This is a genomic window from Achromobacter sp. 2789STDY5608621 (assembly GCF_001299375.1).
Taxonomy (GTDB): domain Bacteria; phylum Pseudomonadota; class Gammaproteobacteria; order Burkholderiales; family Burkholderiaceae_B; genus Achromobacter; species Achromobacter insuavis.
Genome location: NZ_CYTU01000009.1, coordinates 112,332 through 129,869 on the forward strand (window position 1 = coordinate 112,332; position 17,538 = coordinate 129,869).

Annotated in this window: 16 protein-coding genes and 1 pseudogene; 11 read left to right on the forward strand and 6 right to left on the reverse strand. The window is 68.7% G+C overall.

What is annotated here, in order from left to right:
• Window positions 1–408 (reverse strand): annotated as a pseudogene (locus tag AOZ53_RS11990) (N-acyl-D-glutamate deacylase); the annotation flags it as partial.
• A gap of 147 nt (window positions 409–555) precedes the next feature.
• Between AOZ53_RS11990 and AOZ53_RS11995 the strand changes: the two are divergent.
• A complete protein-coding gene (locus AOZ53_RS11995) occupies window positions 556–1,524 on the forward strand; it encodes a LysR family transcriptional regulator (protein WP_054430202.1) in 969 nt (322 codons plus the stop codon).
• A gap of 46 nt (window positions 1,525–1,570) precedes the next feature.
• On the opposite strand, the gene AOZ53_RS12000 is transcribed toward AOZ53_RS11995, so the two are convergent.
• From AOZ53_RS12000 to AOZ53_RS12010, 3 genes are read right to left on the reverse strand one after another with little or no spacing between them, the layout of a single operon-like run.
• Window positions 1,571–2,014: an SRPBCC family protein gene (locus AOZ53_RS12000; RefSeq protein ID WP_054430203.1), complete on the reverse strand. Its 444-nt coding sequence runs from the start codon at window positions 2,012–2,014 to the stop codon at window positions 1,571–1,573.
• 11 nt (window positions 2,015–2,025) lie between these two features.
• Window positions 2,026–2,856, reverse strand: coding sequence for a phosphoenolpyruvate hydrolase family protein (locus AOZ53_RS12005; protein WP_054487909.1), 831 nt, complete (start codon window positions 2,854–2,856; stop codon window positions 2,026–2,028).
• 11 nt (window positions 2,857–2,867) lie between these two features.
• A complete protein-coding gene (locus tag AOZ53_RS12010; RefSeq protein WP_054478290.1) occupies window positions 2,868–4,079 on the reverse strand; it encodes a Tm-1-like ATP-binding domain-containing protein in 1,212 nt (403 codons plus the stop codon).
• 160 nt (window positions 4,080–4,239) lie between these two features.
• Here AOZ53_RS12010 and AOZ53_RS12015 point away from each other — a divergent pair, with 160 nt between their 5' ends.
• From AOZ53_RS12015 to AOZ53_RS12030, 4 genes are all read left to right on the forward strand, one after another.
• Entirely contained in the window at window positions 4,240–4,887 is a 648-nt protein-coding gene (locus AOZ53_RS12015; RefSeq protein WP_054487962.1) for a TetR/AcrR family transcriptional regulator, read from the forward strand.
• A gap of 94 nt (window positions 4,888–4,981) precedes the next feature.
• Window positions 4,982–6,619: a CehA/McbA family metallohydrolase domain-containing protein gene (locus tag AOZ53_RS12020; protein ID WP_054487911.1), complete on the forward strand. Its 1,638-nt coding sequence runs from the start codon at window positions 4,982–4,984 to the stop codon at window positions 6,617–6,619.
• A gap of 91 nt (window positions 6,620–6,710) precedes the next feature.
• Window positions 6,711–7,901, forward strand: a complete 1,191-nt coding sequence (locus tag AOZ53_RS12025) for an NAD(P)/FAD-dependent oxidoreductase (RefSeq protein ID WP_054487912.1) — start codon at window positions 6,711–6,713, stop codon at window positions 7,899–7,901.
• Window positions 7,898–8,329: a helical membrane plugin domain-containing protein gene (locus AOZ53_RS12030; RefSeq protein ID WP_054487914.1), complete on the forward strand. Its 432-nt coding sequence runs from the start codon at window positions 7,898–7,900 to the stop codon at window positions 8,327–8,329. Before AOZ53_RS12025 ends, AOZ53_RS12030 begins: the two co-directional genes overlap by 4 nt.
• 109 nt (window positions 8,330–8,438) lie before the next feature.
• Here AOZ53_RS12030 and clpB read toward each other — a convergent pair whose 3' ends face one another.
• Entirely contained in the window at window positions 8,439–11,045 is a 2,607-nt protein-coding gene (gene clpB / locus AOZ53_RS12035; RefSeq protein ID WP_054478283.1) for an ATP-dependent chaperone ClpB, read from the reverse strand.
• A gap of 153 nt (window positions 11,046–11,198) precedes the next feature.
• On the opposite strand from clpB, the gene AOZ53_RS12040 reads away from it, so the two are divergent.
• The 4 genes from AOZ53_RS12040 (at window position 11,199) to AOZ53_RS12055 (ending at window position 15,113) form a co-directional block, all read left to right on the forward strand.
• A complete protein-coding gene (locus AOZ53_RS12040; RefSeq protein WP_054487916.1) occupies window positions 11,199–11,630 on the forward strand; it encodes a gamma-glutamylcyclotransferase family protein in 432 nt (143 codons plus the stop codon).
• Window positions 11,631–11,753: 123 nt separating this feature from the next.
• Window positions 11,754–12,482, forward strand: coding sequence for a fumarate/nitrate reduction transcriptional regulator Fnr (fnr, locus tag AOZ53_RS12045; protein ID WP_006396083.1), 729 nt, complete (start codon window positions 11,754–11,756; stop codon window positions 12,480–12,482).
• 14 nt (window positions 12,483–12,496) lie between these two features.
• Window positions 12,497–13,699: a hypothetical protein gene (locus tag AOZ53_RS12050; protein WP_231690603.1), complete on the forward strand. Its 1,203-nt coding sequence runs from the start codon at window positions 12,497–12,499 to the stop codon at window positions 13,697–13,699.
• Between the two features lie 112 nt (window positions 13,700–13,811).
• Window positions 13,812–15,113 carry an MFS transporter gene (locus AOZ53_RS12055; protein ID WP_054478281.1) on the forward strand — a complete coding sequence of 434 codons (1,302 nt, stop codon included), beginning with the start codon at window positions 13,812–13,814 and terminating at the stop codon, window positions 15,111–15,113.
• A 16-nt stretch (window positions 15,114–15,129) separates the two neighbouring features.
• Here the strand turns inward: AOZ53_RS12055 and AOZ53_RS12060 are convergent, their stop codons facing one another.
• Complete coding sequence (locus AOZ53_RS12060) at window positions 15,130–15,471, reverse strand: carboxymuconolactone decarboxylase family protein (protein WP_054430229.1); 342 nt, start codon at window positions 15,469–15,471, stop codon at window positions 15,130–15,132.
• Between the two features lie 265 nt (window positions 15,472–15,736).
• On the opposite strand from AOZ53_RS12060, the gene AOZ53_RS12065 reads away from it, so the two are divergent.
• Window positions 15,737–16,267: a sigma-70 family RNA polymerase sigma factor gene (locus AOZ53_RS12065; protein WP_054478314.1), complete on the forward strand. Its 531-nt coding sequence runs from the start codon at window positions 15,737–15,739 to the stop codon at window positions 16,265–16,267.
• A complete protein-coding gene (locus AOZ53_RS12070; RefSeq protein WP_054487918.1) occupies window positions 16,264–17,259 on the forward strand; it encodes a FecR domain-containing protein in 996 nt (331 codons plus the stop codon). Before AOZ53_RS12065 ends, AOZ53_RS12070 begins: the two co-directional genes overlap by 4 nt.
• The last annotated feature ends 279 nt before the right edge of the window (window positions 17,260–17,538 follow it).

Genomic DNA, 17,538 nt, shown 5'->3' on the forward strand with positions numbered 1-17,538 from the left:
GATCATCGGCCGCTGCGCCTGCAGCGCGCCGAAGTACGCGGCCATGTCCGTGAACAGCGGCGAATCGCCCAGCAGCGCCAGCGCCGCGGCGGTATTGCCGGGCAAGGGCGCCGGCGCGCCGCTGATGCCGCAGTTGCCGACCACCACCGAGGTGATGCCCTGGCTGGTCTTCCATTCCAGGCCCGGCTTTTCCACGAACATCAGGTCGTCGTGGCCGTGGGTGTCGATGAAGCCGGGGGCGACGATCTTGCCGCCGGCGTCGATGCGCCGGCCGGCCGGCATGGCCGACAGATCGCCGATGACGGCGATGCGCTCGCCGCGGATGCCGACGTCGGCGCGCCGGCGCGGTCCGCCCAGCCCGTCAATCAGCCAGCCGCCCTCAATCACCAGATCCAGATTTTCCTGCATGCAACTTCCGCCTTGATGGGGCCGGCTTGGACGCCGGCCGCTCGCGGGACGCCCGCGGGCGCCCCTGTGCTTGATGAAGCCCCTAGTATCGTCCGCCGGATCAATCTGCAAAAATTGTTTTTACTGATCCATCTATCTCATTTTGAAATGCATCGCCTGCCCAAGCACGTCACCCTCAAGCACCTGACCGCGTTCGTCGCCGTGGCGCAGGAGTCCAGCTTCACGCACGCGGGCAAGCGCCTGTTCCAGACCCAGTCGTCCGTGACCAGCCTGGTGCGGCAGCTGGAAGAGGCGCTGGCCACGCAGCTGTTCGCGCGCACCAGCCGGCGCGTGCTGCTGACCGCGGCGGGCGAGGAATTCCTGCCGCGCGTGATGCGCCTGCTGGCCGATTTCGATGGCGTGATCGAGGACGTGGTGCGCTTTGGCGCGCTGGAGCGCGGCCGCGTCGGCGTGGCCGCCGCGCCGTCGGCCATCACGCAGCTCATCGCGCCGGCGGCGGCGGTGTTCTCGGCGCAGTATCCCGCCATCCGCCTGTATCTCAGCGACGACAACTCCGGCCGCATCCAGCGCAAGGTGAGCACGCGCGAGGTCGACTTCGGCCTGACCAGCCGCTGGGCCGACGCGCCCGGCCTGCATTTCGATCCGCTGCTGGAAGACCGCTTCGGCGTGCTGTACCGGCGCGACGACGCCAGCCTGCGGCCGGGCCGCGACGGCGCCATGCGCTGGGCCGACCTGGCCGGCCGCAAGCTGGTGGGCGTGGTGGACGAGACCGGCATCATGGCGCTGCTGCGCGCCCGGGCCGATCTGCCGATCGAGGCGGCGGCGCCCTTCTATGAGGCCTCCAGCACCACCTCGCAGGCGGCGCTGGTGAAGGCCGGCATGGGCGTGGCGCTGCTGCCCGCGCTGGCGGCGCAGCGCGTGATGGAGCCGGAACTGGCCTACGCGCTGCTGGCGCGGCCGACGGTGGTGCGCACGATGTGCATCATCCGCCACAAGGAATACGCGCTGAGCCCGGCGGCCGAGGCGCTGATCCGCGCCATCCGCGATTATCTGCGCGGCGCGGCGCTGCCGGCCGGTTGCCGGCTGGCGGCGGGCGCGGCGCGCAGGCGCGGTTGAGCGGAGGCGGCAACGCCGTGCTGGCCTCCGTGGCGGCAGGCGCCGTTCAGCCGCGCAGCTTCTCGTCCAGCGCGGCCAGGCCGGCGGCGAACACGCCCTGCCCCACGGCGGTGGCCACCGCCTGCAGGTCGGCGCCGTCCTCGACGCGGAAATCGGCCCACCATTCCACCAGCGTGGCGCCGCTCTCGGTAATCGCCGTCAGGGTGACGCCGGCGACGTAGTCGCGCATCGGCAGGTCGGTCTCGATGATCGAGTAGCGCAGCGCCGTGCCGGGGTCATCCAGCATCAGCAGCTGCTCGCGCACGAAGCCCGAGGGCTTGAGCGACAGATAGCGCACCGAGCCGACCGCATCGTGGCGGCCGCCCTCTTCAAGGCGGCTCTGGGCGATGCCGGGATGCCATCCCGCCAGGCCATTGAAATCACGGAACTGCGGCCAGACCTTGGCCAGCGGCGCCTGGACGATGGCGCTGGTGTAGACGGTATGCGGCATGCGGACTCCTGTCAGAAAGTCAGTTGCTTGAACTCGCGGGTGGCGGCGGTCAGCGCCTGTTCGGTGGGCAGGCGCTCCATCGAGCTGGCGCCGTAGAAACCATGGCAATGCCGGCAATGGCGCAGGACGTGGGCGGCATCCTCGGGCGTGGCGATGGGGCCGCCGTGGCACAGCACGATCACGTCCGGACGCACGGCCAGCGCGGCCGCGGCGATGCGGTCGATGGCGGCCACGCAATCGTCCAGCGTCAGCGCGGTCTCGGCGCCGATCGAACCGCCGGTGGTCAGGCCCATGTGCGCCACGATGATGTCGGCGCCGGCCTGCGTCATGGCCACAGCGTCGTCCTCGTTGAAGACGTACGGCGTGGTCAGCATGCCTTTTTCGTGCGCCAGGCGGATCATGTCCACTTCCAGCGCGTAGCCCATGCCGGTCTCTTCCAGGTTGACGCGGAAGGTGCCGTCGATCAGGCCGACGGTGGGAAAGTTCTGCACGCCGGCAAAGCCCTGGCGCTTGAGGTCGTCCAGGAACACGTCGAAGTCGCAGAACGGATCGGTGCCGTTGACGCCGGCCAGCACCGGCGTGTGCTTGACCACCGGCAGCACTTCGCGACCCATGTCGACCACGATCTCGTTGGCGTTGCCGTAGGCCAGCAGGCCGGCCAGCGAGCCGCGCCCGGCCATGCGGTAGCGGCCCGAGTTGTAGATCACGATCAGGTCGATGCCGCCCGCTTCCTCGCACTTGGCGGACAGTCCGGTGCCGGCGCCGCCGCCCACGATGGGGGTGCGGGCGCGCACCATGGCGCGGAACTTGTCCAGCAGTTGGTTACGGTCGAAGCGCGGCATGGCGGAAATCCTCAGTGTGTTGCGATGTCGAGAAACTGCTCGACCGCGGCGCGGGCGAACAGCGGGTCGTTGATGTGGCACGGCACGCGCACCAGGCGGCGGTTGGCGGTCTGCACCAGCCGCGACTCCAGCGCGTCGAACAGCGCGGCGTCGGCCTGCGGGTCCCAGAACGCCTGGCCCGGCGCGTCCAGCGCCGACACGCCGCCTTCCGGGATCAGGAAACGCACCGGACCGTCGCAGCGGTTCAGCCTGTCGGCGATCCACTCGCCCTGGCGGCGGTTTTCTTCCACGGTGGTGCGCATCAGCGTCACCTGCGGGTTGTGGGGGTAGAAGGTGCGGCCCTGGTAGCGCTCGGGCACCGAATCCATGGCGCCGAAATTGACCATGTCGAGCGCGCCGCAAGAGCCGACGTAGGGCGCGCGGGTGCGGGCCACGGCGCCGAAGCGGTCCTCGGTGCAGGCCAGCACGCCGCCGAACAGGAAGTCGCAGACCTCGGTGGTGGTCAGGTCCAGCACGCCGGACAGCAGATGGCTGTCGAGCAGTTTTTCCATCGACTGGCCGCCGGTGCCGGTGGCGTGGAACACCAGGCAGTCATAGCGCGATTCGAGCAGCGGCGTGACCTGCTGCACGCAGGCGGTGGTGACGCCGAACATGGTGATGCCGACGGCCGGCTGGCTGTCGCCGCCCGTGGCCGTGGCGGCCTGGCGGAAGGCGCCGCCGATGGCGCCGGCGGCATTGGCCAGCACGCGGCGCGAGATGCGGTTCAGGCCGGCCACGTCGGTCACGGAGTACATCATCGCGATGTCGGACGGGCCAACGTAGGGCGCAACGTTGCCCGACGCCATGGTCGAGACCATCAGCTTGGGCACGCCGATGGGCAGCGCGCGCATGGCCGGGGTGATCAACGCGGTGCCGCCGGAGCCGCCCAGGCCCAGCAAGGCGCCGATATCGGGGTTGGCGGCGGCATAGCGCTCGAACGCCAGCGCCATGGCGGCGATGGCGCTGCCACGGTCGCCCGTGAACACGGCCTGCTCGCCCTGCGGGTGGCTGCGCGCCACCTCCCGCGCCTGCACCTGCGCCGCGCTGGCCGCGCCGGTGGTGGACACGTCCACCGAGACCACGTCCAGGCCATCTCGCTTGAGCAGATCGACCACATACTCGGCCTCGTGGCCCTTGGTGTCGTAGGTGGCGGCCACGAAAACCCGCCGATTCGAATGCGTCATGACTCCTCCGCGGGCGGCTACACTCGGTGCGCGCCTCGATATATGTCCGGGGCGCGTGGCCCTGTAGAATCAAGAAATGAGACGAAAGAATCATACTGAGACACCTGTCTCACGTCAAACCACGACCGCCGCGCGCAAGCCGGCCGCCGCCCCGGCGCGCCTGATCGCGCCCGCCAGCCGGCAGGCCGCCGCCAGCGGCGAACCGCCGCACGGGCCGCGCGCGCGCATGCGCAAGATCCTGCTGGACGCGGCGCAGCGCCTGATGGCGCAAGGCATCACCCCGTCGGTGGCCGAACTGGCCGAGCACGCGCAGGTGTCGCGCGCCACCGCCTACCGCTACTTCCCGAGCCAGAGCGCGCTGATCGCCGCCGTGGTCGACGAAAGCCTGGGGCCGATCCTGGCCTGGGACTCGACCGCGCCCGACGCCGCCACCCGCGTCGACGAACTGCTGCGCTTCGCCTACCCGCGCCTGGCGGCCCACGAAGCGCCGCTGCGCGCGGCCATCCAGGTGTCGCTGCAGCAGCACGCCGAAGCCAGCGCCGGCCGCGCCGGCAACGAGCCGCGGCTGGTGCGCGGCCATCGAGTCGACATTCTCAAGCGCGCCATCGCGCCGCTGGCGGACGCGCTGCCGCCGGCGCAGCAGGAACGCGTGGCGCAGGCGCTGTCGCTGGTCTACGGCACCGAAGTGTTCCTGGTGCTCAAGGACATCTGGGGCCTGGAATTGCCGGCCGTCACCGACGTCGCGCGCTGGACCGCGCAGGCCATCATCCGCCAAGCGCTGGCCGATGCGGCGGGCGGCGCCCGCTAACGGCAAGCTGTCATTCCCGCGTCACTCGCGGCCCGCATAGTGCGGGCCTTCGCGGCGCCGCGCCGGTGCGGGCCGCATGACGCTGGAGTATGGAATGCAGTTCGAAGTAACCCGCCTGCGGCGGGCCCTGATGCCGTTGTCGCTGGCTTGCGTAACCTTGCTGAGCGCCTGCGGCGGCAGCGACGACGATGACGACACGAGCGCGCCGCCGGTCGTGACCGAGCCCGCGCCGCCGGTGAAGACCGGCGCCTGGAGCGCCGGCGACCTGCACGTGCACACGATCCAGTCCGACGACGCCCAGACCACCCTGGAGAGCGTGCTGGACCAGGCCTTCGACCGCTACAAACTCGACTGGGCCGCGCTCTCGAACCACCTGCGCATGTCGGCGCGCGACAACACCGGCGCCAACATCCCCGGCGGCTCGATCCCGTTCTCGACCGGCATGGCGCGCTACGAAGTGCCGTTCATCAAGCAGGCGCAGGCGGCGGGCCGCTACGCCGGCAAGATCATCTTCTCGTCGTTCGAATGGGACATGCCCACGCACGACCACGTCAACATCGGCATCGGCACCAACGACCCGATGTCCGCCAAGTCGCTGCGCGCCGTGGCGGAATTCGAATACCTGTACACCAACAAGGCCGCCAACCTGTTCGACGCGCAGCTGGTCGCCGACCTGGCCGGCCAGCCGCGCGCGTACACCACGCACGCCGACTCGCTGACGGCCCTGAAGTGGCTGCGCGACAAGCACCCCGACAGCTACATGCTGCTGAACCACCCGTCGCGCTATGCCGGCAAGTACACCATCGGCCAGCTGCGCGAAATGCATGATCTGGCGCCGTCGATCTTCTTCGCCATCGAAGGCATGGTCGGCAACCAGATGGAGCCGGACCGCGGCGGCTACGCCGAGGCCTACACGCCGGACAAGCTGCCCAACCGCACCTATGGCGGCGTCGACTACCTGGTGGCCAAGCTGGGCGGCACCTGGGACGCGCTGCTGGGCGAAGGCCGCCACATCTGGACCGTGGCCGATTCGGACTTCCACTTCCGCATCAACGCCACCGGCCAGTACAGCAGCGGCTACGCGCCGGGCGAATACGCCAAGACCTACGTCTGGAAAGACGGCAAGGACATGGCCGCGGTGGTCACGGGCCTCAAGAGCGGCCGCCTGTTCGGCGTCTTCGGCGACCTGATCGACGCGCTCGAATTCCAGGCGCAGGGCGCGTCGGGCACGGCCCAGATGGGCGGCGAGCTGACGGCGGCCAAGGGCGAGCAGGTGGAAGTCACCATCCGCTTTCGCAGCCCCGCCAGCAACCACTACGAGTATCCGATCGAAAGCGGCAACCCCACCTACGTCAAGCCGACCGTGCACCACGTCGACCTGATCGTGGGCGATGTCGGCGCCCGCGCCGCCGCCGGCACGCCGGCATACGACAACGCCACCAATCCGAGCACCCGCGTGCTGGGCCGCTACACGAGCAAGGACTGGACCGTGGACAAGGACGGCTACAACGTCATCAAGATCAAGCTGACCGCCGACAAGAGCCAGTACCTGCGCCTGCGCGGCACCAACCTGGCGCCCGACGTGGCCGGCGAGACCGCCAACGGCGAACCGCTGCCGGACGCCAAGATCGACCTGACCGACAACGCCGCCCGCTTCAACGCCATCAATGCGCGCAACTACAACGACCTGTGGTTCTACTCGAACCCGGTGTTCGTGACGGTCAAGCAGTAAGGCGCCACTGGATTGACCGACCCCTCCCCACTTGCTACATATAAGGGCGCAACTGCACTTGGTTCCTGATTATTCTCATTGGAGGATTTTTATGAGCAAGCGAATTGTTGTCGTGGGTGGCGGGGTCGGCGGCACCATGTTGGCCAACCAACTGGTCCACAAGCTGTATCCCGAAGTGTCGGCCGGCAAGGTCAGCATCATGTTGCTGTCCGATTCGCCGGATCATTACTACAAACCGGCCTTCATGTATGTGGCGTTCAACCTGTTCTTCCAGGAAGAGCTCAAGCGCCCCGAACGTTCCCTGCTGCGGCCTGAAATCGAGTTCCGCGTCGACAAGGTGACGCGCTTCGATTTCAACGCCCAGCAATTGCACACGCGCAGCGGCAAGCGCCATGGCTACGACTATCTCGTCATCGCCACCGGTTGCGTTCCCGCGCCCGAGCGCATCGAGGGCCTGCGCGAGGCGGGCGACCATTTCTACCAGCACGAGCCGGCGCGGCAGCTGGCCGGCCGCCTGGCCACGATCGAACGCGGGCGCGTATTCGTCAGCGTCACCTTTCCCAAGACGCCCAATGTGCCGCACCAATGCGGCATCGCGCCGATCGAAACCACGCTGATGCTCGACGACTACCTGCGCCGCCGCGGCGTGCGCGACCGGGTCGAGATCGTCTACACCTACCCGACCACCTCGCAACTGCTGCGCAACTGCCTGTTCCTGCAAAAGCCCACGTGCGAGGTGCTGCCGGCCATCTTCGAACAGCGCGGCATCCGGTTCCAGCGCGGCTTCACCCTCGCGAAGGTCGATCCCGACCAGCGCATCGCCTATTCTGAAGAAGGCATCGAGCAACCTTTCGACATCCTCATGGCCACGCCGCCGATCCGCGCGGTCGACGCCGTGCTGGAATCCGGCGCTTCGCAGGCGCCGGACAACGAAGGCTGGCTGCCCACCGACCACGAGACCATGCAGGTGTACGGCCTGGAGAACGTGTACGTGATCGGCGACACGGTCGACCTGCCCGTCAGCAAGGCCGGCGGTTCGTGCCACAACCAGGCCCCCGTCATCGCCAACAACATCGCCGGCGAAATCCGGCTGGGCCATCCCTGCAGCGTCTACGACGGGCGAGTCCAGGCGGTGGCGCAGATGGGCTTGAACGCCGGCATGCCGCTCTGGTACGACTACACCCACGACGTGCGGCCAACGCCGCCCACCAAACTGGGCGGATTGCTGCGGCACGGTTTCAACCGGGGCCTGTACTGGTCCGTCGCCAGGGGAATGCTATGAACACACCGCAAGGCAACAGCCTGCCCACGGCCGGACAGCGCACCGCCCCGTTCGATACGCCGCCCCCCGGCGATGCGCTGGCGCAATTGGCGGACAAGCTGCAACCGCTGGCCGATAGCGGCCGGCTGGACAACATCGTCGACCTGCTGGCGCTGGCGTCCGACCTGGTCGACCTGCTCGATGCGCCCATGGTGGAAAAACTGGGCACGCTGTCGGAACAGGCCACGGGCGCGGCCTGGACCCTCTCCAATGCCTGGCGCGTGGCCCAGGCGCAGGGGTTGCAAGAGGCGCGCCCGCCGGGCCTGGGCGGCTTGTTCCAGCTGTCGCGCGACGAGGACACCCGGCGCGGCCTGGCGCTGGTGTTGCGGACGCTGCAAGGCCTGGGCCGGCAATTGGGCAACCAGCGGCAGGATTACGCCACCCCGTGAAACCGTTGGCCGGCGCCGCATCCGCGGCGCCGACGCCCAAGACAAAGCCCCGCAAGCAATTGCCTGCGGGGCTTCTTTTGTGCGCCCGAAAAGGGCGATGTGACCAGGTTTACTGCAACGTGCGCGTGAACACGAACTTGCCGTCGCGCCAATCCACTGGCACCACATCGCGCGGACCGAACTGGCCTTCCAGGATCAGCCGGGCGACCGGGTTCTCGATCTGCTGCTGGATGGTGCGCTTGAGCGGACGCGCCCCGAACACCGGATCGAAACCGTCGCGGGCCAGTTCGGCCAGCGCGGGCTCGGTCACTTCCAGCCGCATCTCCTGCTTTTCCAGGCGCTCGGCCAGGCGGCGCAGCTGGATGCGGGCGATGGACTCGATGTGCTGCGCTTCCAGTCCGTGGAACACCACCACTTCGTCGATGCGGTTCAGGAACTCGGGCCGCAGCGTCTGCTTGAGCTCGCCCCAGACCACTTCCTTGACCACGTCGTACGGCTGGCCGGCCAGCGTCTGGATGTGCTGCGAACCCAGGTTCGACGTCATCACGATGACGGTGTTGCGGAAGTCCACCGTGCGGCCCTGGCCGTCGGTCAGACGGCCGTCGTCCAGCACCTGCAGCAGCACGTTGAAGACGTCCGGATGGGCCTTCTCGACTTCATCGAGCAGCACCACGCTGTACGGCTTGCGGCGCACGGCCTCGGTCAGGTAGCCGCCCTCTTCGTAGCCCACGTATCCGGGCGGCGCGCCGATCAGCCGCGCCACCGAGTGCTTCTCCATGAATTCGCTCATGTCGATGCGGATCATGTGCTCTTCGGAGTCGAACAGGAACTCGGCCAGCGCGCGCGTCAGCTCGGTCTTGCCCACGCCGGTGGGGCCCAGGAACAGGAACGACCCATAGGGACGCGACGGATCCGCCAGGCCGGCGCGCGAACGGCGGATGGCATCGGACACCAGGCGCACGGCCTCGTCCTGGCCGACCACGCGCTTGTGCAGATATTCCTCCATGTGCAGCAGCTTCTCGCGTTCGCCCTGCATCATCTTGGACACCGGGATGCCGGTGGCGCGCGACACGACCTCGGCGATTTCCTCGGCGCCGACACGGGTGCGCAGCAGGCGCGGCCGGCCTTCGCCGCCCTCGGCTTCCTCGGCCGCCTGGGCCGCGCCGACTTCGGCCGCCTTCAGGCGCGCCTCCAGGTCGGGCAGCTTGCCGTACTGCAGCTCGGCCAGTTTGTCGAACTGGCCCTTGCGCTGCAGCTCGGCCATTTCGGCGCGCACGCTGTCGATCTCTTCCTTGATGGCCTGGGTGCCCTGCACCGCGGCCTTCTCGGCCTTCCAGATTTCCTCGAAGTCGTTGTACTCGCGTTGCAGCTTCTCGAGCTCGTCCTCGATCACGCCCAGGCGGCGCTTGGAGGCGTCGTCGGTTTCCTTCTTGACGGCCTCGCGCTCGATCTTGAGCTGGATGATGCGGCGGTCGAGCTTGTCCATCACTTCCGGCTTGGAGTCGATTTCCATGCGGATGCGGGCGCCGGCCTCGTCGATCAGGTCGATGGCCTTGTCGGGCAGGAAGCGGTCGGTGATGTAGCGGTGCGAGAGTTCGGCCGCGGCCACGATGGCCGGGTCGGTGATCTCGACGCCGTGGTGGATTTCATAGCGTTCCTGCAGGCCGCGCAGGATGGCGATGGTGGACTCGACATCGGGTTCGTCGACCAGCACCTTCTGGAAGCGGCGTTCGAGCGCGGCGTCCTTTTCGATGTACTTGCGATATTCGTCCAGCGTGGTGGCGCCGATGCAGTGCAGCTCGCCGCGCGCCAGCGCCGGCTTGAGCATGTTGCCGGCGTCCATCGCGCCCTCGGCCTTGCCGGCGCCGACCATGGTGTGCAGCTCGTCGATGAAGACGATGTTGCTGCCGTCGTCCTGCGACAGTTCCTTGAGCACGGCCTTCAGGCGCTCTTCGAATTCGCCGCGGAACTTGGCGCCGGCCAGCAGCGCGGCCAGGTCGAGCGACAGCACGCGCTTGCCGCGCAGGGTCTCGGGCACTTCGTCGTTGACGATGCGCTGCGCCAGGCCTTCGACGATGGCGGTCTTGCCCACGCCGGGTTCGCCGATCAGGACCGGATTGTTCTTGGTGCGGCGCTGCAGGATCTGGATGGTGCGGCGGATTTCGTCGTCGCGGCCGATGACCGGGTCGAGCTTGCCCTGGCGGGCGCGCTCGGTCAGGTCCATGGTGTACTTGGACAAGGCCTCGCGGTTGGATTCGCCTTCGGCGCCGGATACGTTCTCGCCGCCGCGCACGGCGTCGATGGCGGCCTCGAGGGCTTTTTTCTGCAGGCCCGCTTCGCGCAGGATGCGGCCGGCCTCGCCCTTGTCGTCGGCCAGGGCCAGCAGGAACAGTTCGCTGGCGATGTAGGTGTCGCCGCGGCGCGCGGCTTCCTTGTCGGTGCGGGTCAGCACGCCCTGCAGGTCGCGGCCGACCTGGACGTTGTCATCGCCCTGCACCTGGGGCAGCGCCTTGAGCGCGGCGTCAAGAGCCGGCTGCAGCCGGTTGACGGCCACGCCGGCGCGCGCCAGCAGGCTGCCGGCGCCGCTGTCGGCGTCGGACAGCAGCGCCGACAGCACGTGGACGGGCTCGATGTAGGGGTGATCGTTGCGGGCGGCCAGACTCTGAGCGTCGGCCAGGGCTTGCTGGAACTTGGTGGTCAGTTTGTCGAATCGCATAATGGTCGTTTGTGGCTTGTTGGTGAGCCTGACCGATACGCGCCGGCGGGCTCGATGACCTGAATATGCGGCCGGATGCGAGAATTTCAATACCTCGTCGGCCGCAGGGATTTGGGTCTGTTAACACATCCGCGTACAGCAACAATCTGCCCTATGAGCATATACGTTTTTGTCTACGGCACGCTACGCGCCGGCGAAATCAATGACCTGGCGCAGGCCGCCGCGCGCCGCGGCCTGCCGCCGGCGCGCCACGTCGGCCCGGCCACGGTGCCCGGCATGCTGGTGGATTTCGGCGACTGGCCCGGATTGCTCCCGGTGGCCGACGGCCGGCGGGTGCTGGGCGACATCTACGAGGTCGACCCGGCCCTGGTCGCCCTCATGGATGAGATCGAGGAATACGCCCCCGACCGCCCCGGCTGCTTCGTGCGCCGGCCGGTGCTGGCCCGGCCGCTGGCGCCCGATGCCGCTCCGGTGGCCTGCGAGTATTACCCCATCGACCCGGCGTGGCGCGGGACCGCGACGGACATCGACGGCGATGACTGGGTGACCTACCGCCAGGCCCGCCCGGGCCGGATGCCGCCGTAGAAATGCGCTGCAAAACGCCCCGTAAGACACCCGTAGTAACAACGGACTACAATGGGTACCTGTCTTCACGCTTTAAGCCCGTCCAGGCTACCCGCCGGGTCCGGGCACTATAAAGGTCATCGTATGCAAAAACGGGTTCCCGTTGCCCCTGATGCCGCCCACTGTTCCACGTGTATGTTGGGCCACGTGTGTGTCCCGGTCGGGATGGCAGCCGCCGAAGTAGAAAAGCTGGACGAACTGGTGAAAGAGCGCGTGCGCCTCGAAAAGGGCAAGACGCTGTATTCGCTGGATCACCCCCTGGACGCCGTCTACGGCGTGCGCTTCGGCAGCCTGAAAACGCAGCTCGAAGACGCCACCGGCCAGATCCAGATCACCGGATTCCACCTGCCCGGCGAGATCGTCGGCATGGACGGCATGCTGGACGGCAAGCACGTCTCGGCCGCCGTGGCCCTGGAAGACTCCGAAGTCTGCGTGATCCGCCTGAACGAAGTCGACCGCGTGGCCACCCACCTGCCCTCGCTGCAGCAGCAGTTCCGCCGCCTGATGAGCCGCGAGATCACGCGCTCGCACCAGATGCTGGCGTCGCTGGGCTCGATGCGCTCCGAACAGCGCCTGGCCGCGTTCCTGCTCAACCTGTCGCAACGCTATGCGTCGCTGGGCTACTCGTCGACCGAATTCGTGCTGCGCATGAGCCGCGAGGAAATCGGCAACTATCTCGGCCTGACGCTGGAAACGGTCAGCCGGCTGTTCTCGCGCTTCGCGCGCGACGGCCTGATCCGCATCAACCAGCGCGAAGTCCGTATCCTGGACCAGCCCGCGCTCAAGCAACTGCTGGGCCACGAGGGCTGCTGACGCCCGCCCGCGCCATGCGCCGCACCGCCGCACCCGGCGCCGCACAGCCGTACCCGGCGCCGCGCCTGTTGCGCTCGCGCCGGGCCTGGAGCGCGGCGGCGCTGGCCCTGGCGGCCCTGCTGCCCCTGGCGGCGCGCGCGCAGACGCCGCTGCCCGATCCCTACGATTACGACGAACCCGTGCCCGCGCCCAAGCGGGTGGTGGTGCCGCGCTGGCAGACGCTCGAACTGGGCAAGCCCGGCCACCGCTACAAGGTACCGGTCTATGCTAACCGGAACCTGGCGCGCGGCGACCTGCGCGATATCAAGCAAATCGTGATCGTGTTCCACGGCGTCAAGCGCAACGCCGACGCCTATTACGAGACCGCCGCCACGGTGCTGGCCGCCAATCCGGCGCGGGCCAACGACACCCTGATCCTGGCGCCGCGCTTCGTCGGCGTGATCGATTCGGGCTTCGCCGGCATGGCGGCCTGGCGCAAATCCAGCTGGGAAGACGGCGACGACAGCGTGCAGGCCAACGGCCGGCCGGCGCCGGTCAGCGCGTTCCAGGTCATCGACGACCTGCTGCGCAGCCTGGACGACCGCAAGCGCCTGCCGACCCTGGCCGGCATCGTGCTGGCCGGCCATTCCGGCGGCGGCCAGCTGGTGCAGCGCTACGCCGCGCTGAACCAGATCGACGGCCCGCTGCGGCGCGACGGCATCGCCGTGCGCTACGTGATCGCCAATCCCTCCTCCTATCTGTACCTGACCCGCGAGCGCCCGCGCCCCGACGGCAAGGGCTACGCGCCCTACGAGCGCGGCATCTGCCCGACCTACAACCAGTACAAGTACGGCACCGACAAGCTGCCCCCGTTCGCGCAGGAAACCGACGACACGCGCCTGTTCATCCGCTACGCGGCGCGCGACGTCACCTACCTGCTGGGCGGCGCCGACAACAATCCCGAGCACCGCCTGCTGGACAAGACCTGCGGCGCCGAGGCCCAGGGCGCCACCCGGCTGGCGCGCGGCACCGCCTACCTGCAGTACGAACGCATCGTCGCCGCCCGCGGCAACCGGCCGGTGACGCTGCACCGCGCCGGCTTCGAAGTGACCGGCGTCGGCCACGAGTACAAGGGCATGTTCGGCTCGGTCTGCGGCGCGCGCGCGTTGCTCGGCGACGATGCGCAGGCGCCCGCCGGCGCGGCCGCCTGCACGGTGATCGAACCGCCGCGCAAGTAGGCGCGCCCCAAAATTGACACCAAGCTGAACAAGCATCCCGCTCGGGCGCGGGCGTGCTTTTTTGCGCCGGCAGGCGCAAGATAGGTGGGTACCGTCTCCGTGGAAGACAGATATGAGCCAAGCGTATCTCGACATGCCCGACGCCAAACGCCGCATCAAGGCGATCTTCGTCGGCTCCATGGGCAACCTGGTCGAATGGTATGACTTCTACGCCTATACCGCCTTCGCCCTGTACTTCGCCCCCGCCTTCTTCCCCTCTCACGACCCCGTCGTGCAGCAGCTGAACGCCGCCACGCTGTTCGCCGCCGGCTTCATCGTGCGGCCGCTGGGCGGCTGGCTGTTCGGCCACCTGGCCGACCGCCACGGGCGACGATTGTCGCTGATGGTCTCGGTGGGCATGATGTGCGTGGGCTCGCTGATCATCGCGGTCACGCCCACCTACGCGTCCATCGGGCTGGCGGCGCCGGCGCTGCTGGCGCTGGCGCGGGTCATCGAGGGCCTGAGCCTGGGCGGCGAATACGGCGCCAGCGCCACCTATCTCACCGAGATCGCCGACCCGGAACACCGCGGCTTCTATTCCAGCTTCCAGTACGTCACGCTGATCGGCGGCCAGCTCTGCGCCATCCTGGTGCTGCTGTTGCTGCAGAACGTGTTCCTGACGCACGAGCAGCTGGTGGAATGGGGCTGGCGCATTCCGTTCGTGATCGGCGCCATGCTGGCCATCATCACCGCCGTCATGCGCCGCGACATGCCCGAGACCGACTCCTACAAGCAAGCCAGCCAGAGCAAGCCCCGGACCAGTTCGCTGCGCGGCCTGCTGCGCTACCCGCGCGAAGTTGCGATCGTGGTCGGCCTGACGGCCGGCGGCACGGCGGCGTTCTACACCTTCACCACCTACATGCAGACCTTCGTGCGGCAGACCGCCGGGTTCTCGGACATCGTCACCACCTACGTGATCGCCGCGTCGCTGATCTTCGCGCTGATCCTGCAGCCGCTGTACGGCGCGCTGTCCGACAGGATCGGGCGCAAGCCGCTGCTGGTGTTCTTCGGCATCGCGGGCGCGCTGCTCACCGTGCCGCTGCTGATGACGCTGTCGCAGACCCGCTCGCCATTCATCGCCTTCCTGCTGATCTGCGCGGCCTGGATCTTCACGGCCGGCTACACCTCGATCAACGCGGTGGTGAAGGCCGAACTGTTCCCCACCAACATCCGCGCCACCGGCGTGGCGGTGCCGTACGCCATCACCGTGTCGATCTTCGGCGGCACGGCGCCCGCCATCGCGCTGTGGTTCAAGCAGCAGGGCCACGAGCAGTGGTTCTACTACTACCTGGCGGGCGTCATCTTCATCTCGCTGCTGGTGTACGCGACCATGCGCGACACCAAGCATCAGTCGGCCATGCACCGGCACGATTGAGGCCGGTGCGCCGGCCTCAGCCCGGCTGGTGCGCGCTGACGGCGTCCAGCACGCGGGCCGAGTACACCATGGCCGCGCCGGCGTTCAACGCCACCGCCACGCCCAGCGCCTCGCCGATTTCCTCGCGGGTGGCGCCGTGCTTGAGCGCCTGCGCCGAGTGCACCGTGATGCAGCCGTCGCAACGCGTGGTCACGGCCACCGCCAGCGCGATCAGTTCGCGCGTCTTGGCGTCCAGATGCGCGGTCTTGGCGCCGGCCGCCGACAGCGCCTGGTAGCCCTTGAGCGTATCGGGCGTCAACGCGCCCAGCTCGCCGATGCGGCCCATCAGTTCCTTTTGGTAGTTCACCCAATCCAGCATGTCCTGCTCCTGAAAACCGGCGTGGCCCGATGCCTGACGCCATGGAGGCAGTATGCGCGGCATGGTGATATCAAATGAATCATGAAGTCGCCCTGTCATGCTCATTCGTCTCAATTCGGTGACATGGGGCGCCGCACCGGCCGGCACCACCGGCCCGCCCGATGCGGGCCCGCAACACCCGGATTGCTCTATTAGTAAAAATAATTACAATTCTCGTTTCCTGACAATTCCCCTGGCCGCCGCGGCGGCCGCAGCGTTGCCCATCGTGAGCCAGCCGGAGTCCGCCTCCACCCCCACCATCGAGACCCTGTACACCAGCCACCATGCCTGGCTGCAGGGATGGCTGCGTCGGCGGCTGGGCAATGCCTGCGATGCCGCCGACCTGGCGCACGACGCCTTCATGCGGCTGCTGGCGCGGCCGCGGCGCTTCGACACCGCGCCACAGGCGCGCGTCTACCTGCGCACCATGGCCAACGGCCTGTGCATCGACCTGTGGCGCCGCCGCGAAATCGAGCAGGCCTGGCTGGAAACCCTGGCCGCGCAGCCCGAACCCGTGGCGCCGTCGGCGGAACAGCAGGCCATGGTGATGCAGGCCCTGCACGAGATCGACGACATGCTGCGCAGCCTGCCGCCCAAGGCCGCCACGGCCTTCGTGCTGGCCGTGGCCTGCGACATGACCGACCAGGAAGTGGCCGACGAGCTACAGGTGTCCAGCCGCATGGTCCGCAAATACGTGGCGCAGGCGATGCTGCACTGCCTGCGCCTGGAAGCCCGGCTGGCGGCCGGCGGCGCATGACCTCGCCCTCGCCCCTGGCCGCGCCCGGCCTGTACGGCGCGATCGACGATTCGCTGGAACAGGCGGCCGAATGGTATGCGCTGCTGCGCTCCGGCCAGGCCGCCGCGGACGACCACGGCCGCTGGCAGGCCTGGCTGGATGCCGATGCCCGCCACCGCGAAGCCTGGTCGTACGTCGAACGCATCAGCCAGCGCTTCGATCCGATCCAGCGCAGCCCGGTGCGGCGTCCGGCCACCGAGGCCTACCGCCTGGCCCGGGCGCGCCTGACCCGGCGCCGCGTTGTGCTCGGCCTGGCCGGCGGCGGCGCGCTGGCCTGGATCACCGTGCGCCACAGTCCGGTGCCGGACCTGGCGCTGGCCTGGATGGCCGACCACCGCACCGGCACGGGCGAAATCCGCGAACTGGCGCTGTCCGACGGCACCCGCGTCTGGCTCAATACCGCCAGCGCCTTCGACGACGACTATGACGCGCAGGTGCGCCGCCTGGTGCTGCGCTCGGGGGAAGTGCTGATCCAGACCGCGCCCGATCCCGCCCGCCCGTTCCTGGTGTCGACGCCGTATGGCCAGCTGCGGGCGCTGGGCACGCGCTTCACCGTGCGCATCGACGGCGCCGACGCCCTGCTGGCGGTGTATGAGGGGGCGGTGGAGATCCGCACCGCCGACGGCGGGCTGACCCAGGTGGTGCCGGCGGGCCGGCAGGCGCGCTATTCGCGCACCGCCATCGACGCCGGCGCGCCGGCCGATCCGGCCCGCGAGGCCTGGTCGCGGGGCATCCTGATCGCGCAGGACATTCCCTTGTCCGAGGTGCTGCGCGAGCTGGCCCGTTACCAGAGCGGCCATCTGGGCGCCAGCGCCGATGTCGCCGGCATCCGGGTGCTGGGCAGCTACCCGCTGACCGAGCCCGACCGCGCGCTGGCGATGCTGGCCGCCGCCCTGCCCATCCGGATCCGCCGCAGCCTTCCCTGGTGGACCTCGGTGGAGGCCCGGCCCTAGGGCCGGCGGCCCCCGCAAGGCGCCCGTCACAGACCGCGGCGTTTTTTTTCAAAAAGTGGTTCCGGCTTTTGTCCTCTCGTTCGATCAAGCAGAGGTAAGCGACCCACGGCGTCCCGCCCAGGGTCGCCCGGCCTTCATCCGATCGAGAGAAATATCCTCATGTCCCGCAAGTCTCCCCCCTCGTTCCCCCGGCGCCGTCCGCTGTCGCTGTTGCAGGGCCTGGCCGCTGGCGCGCTGCTGGCCACGGCCGGACTGCCGGCCGCGCAGGCGCAGGACGCC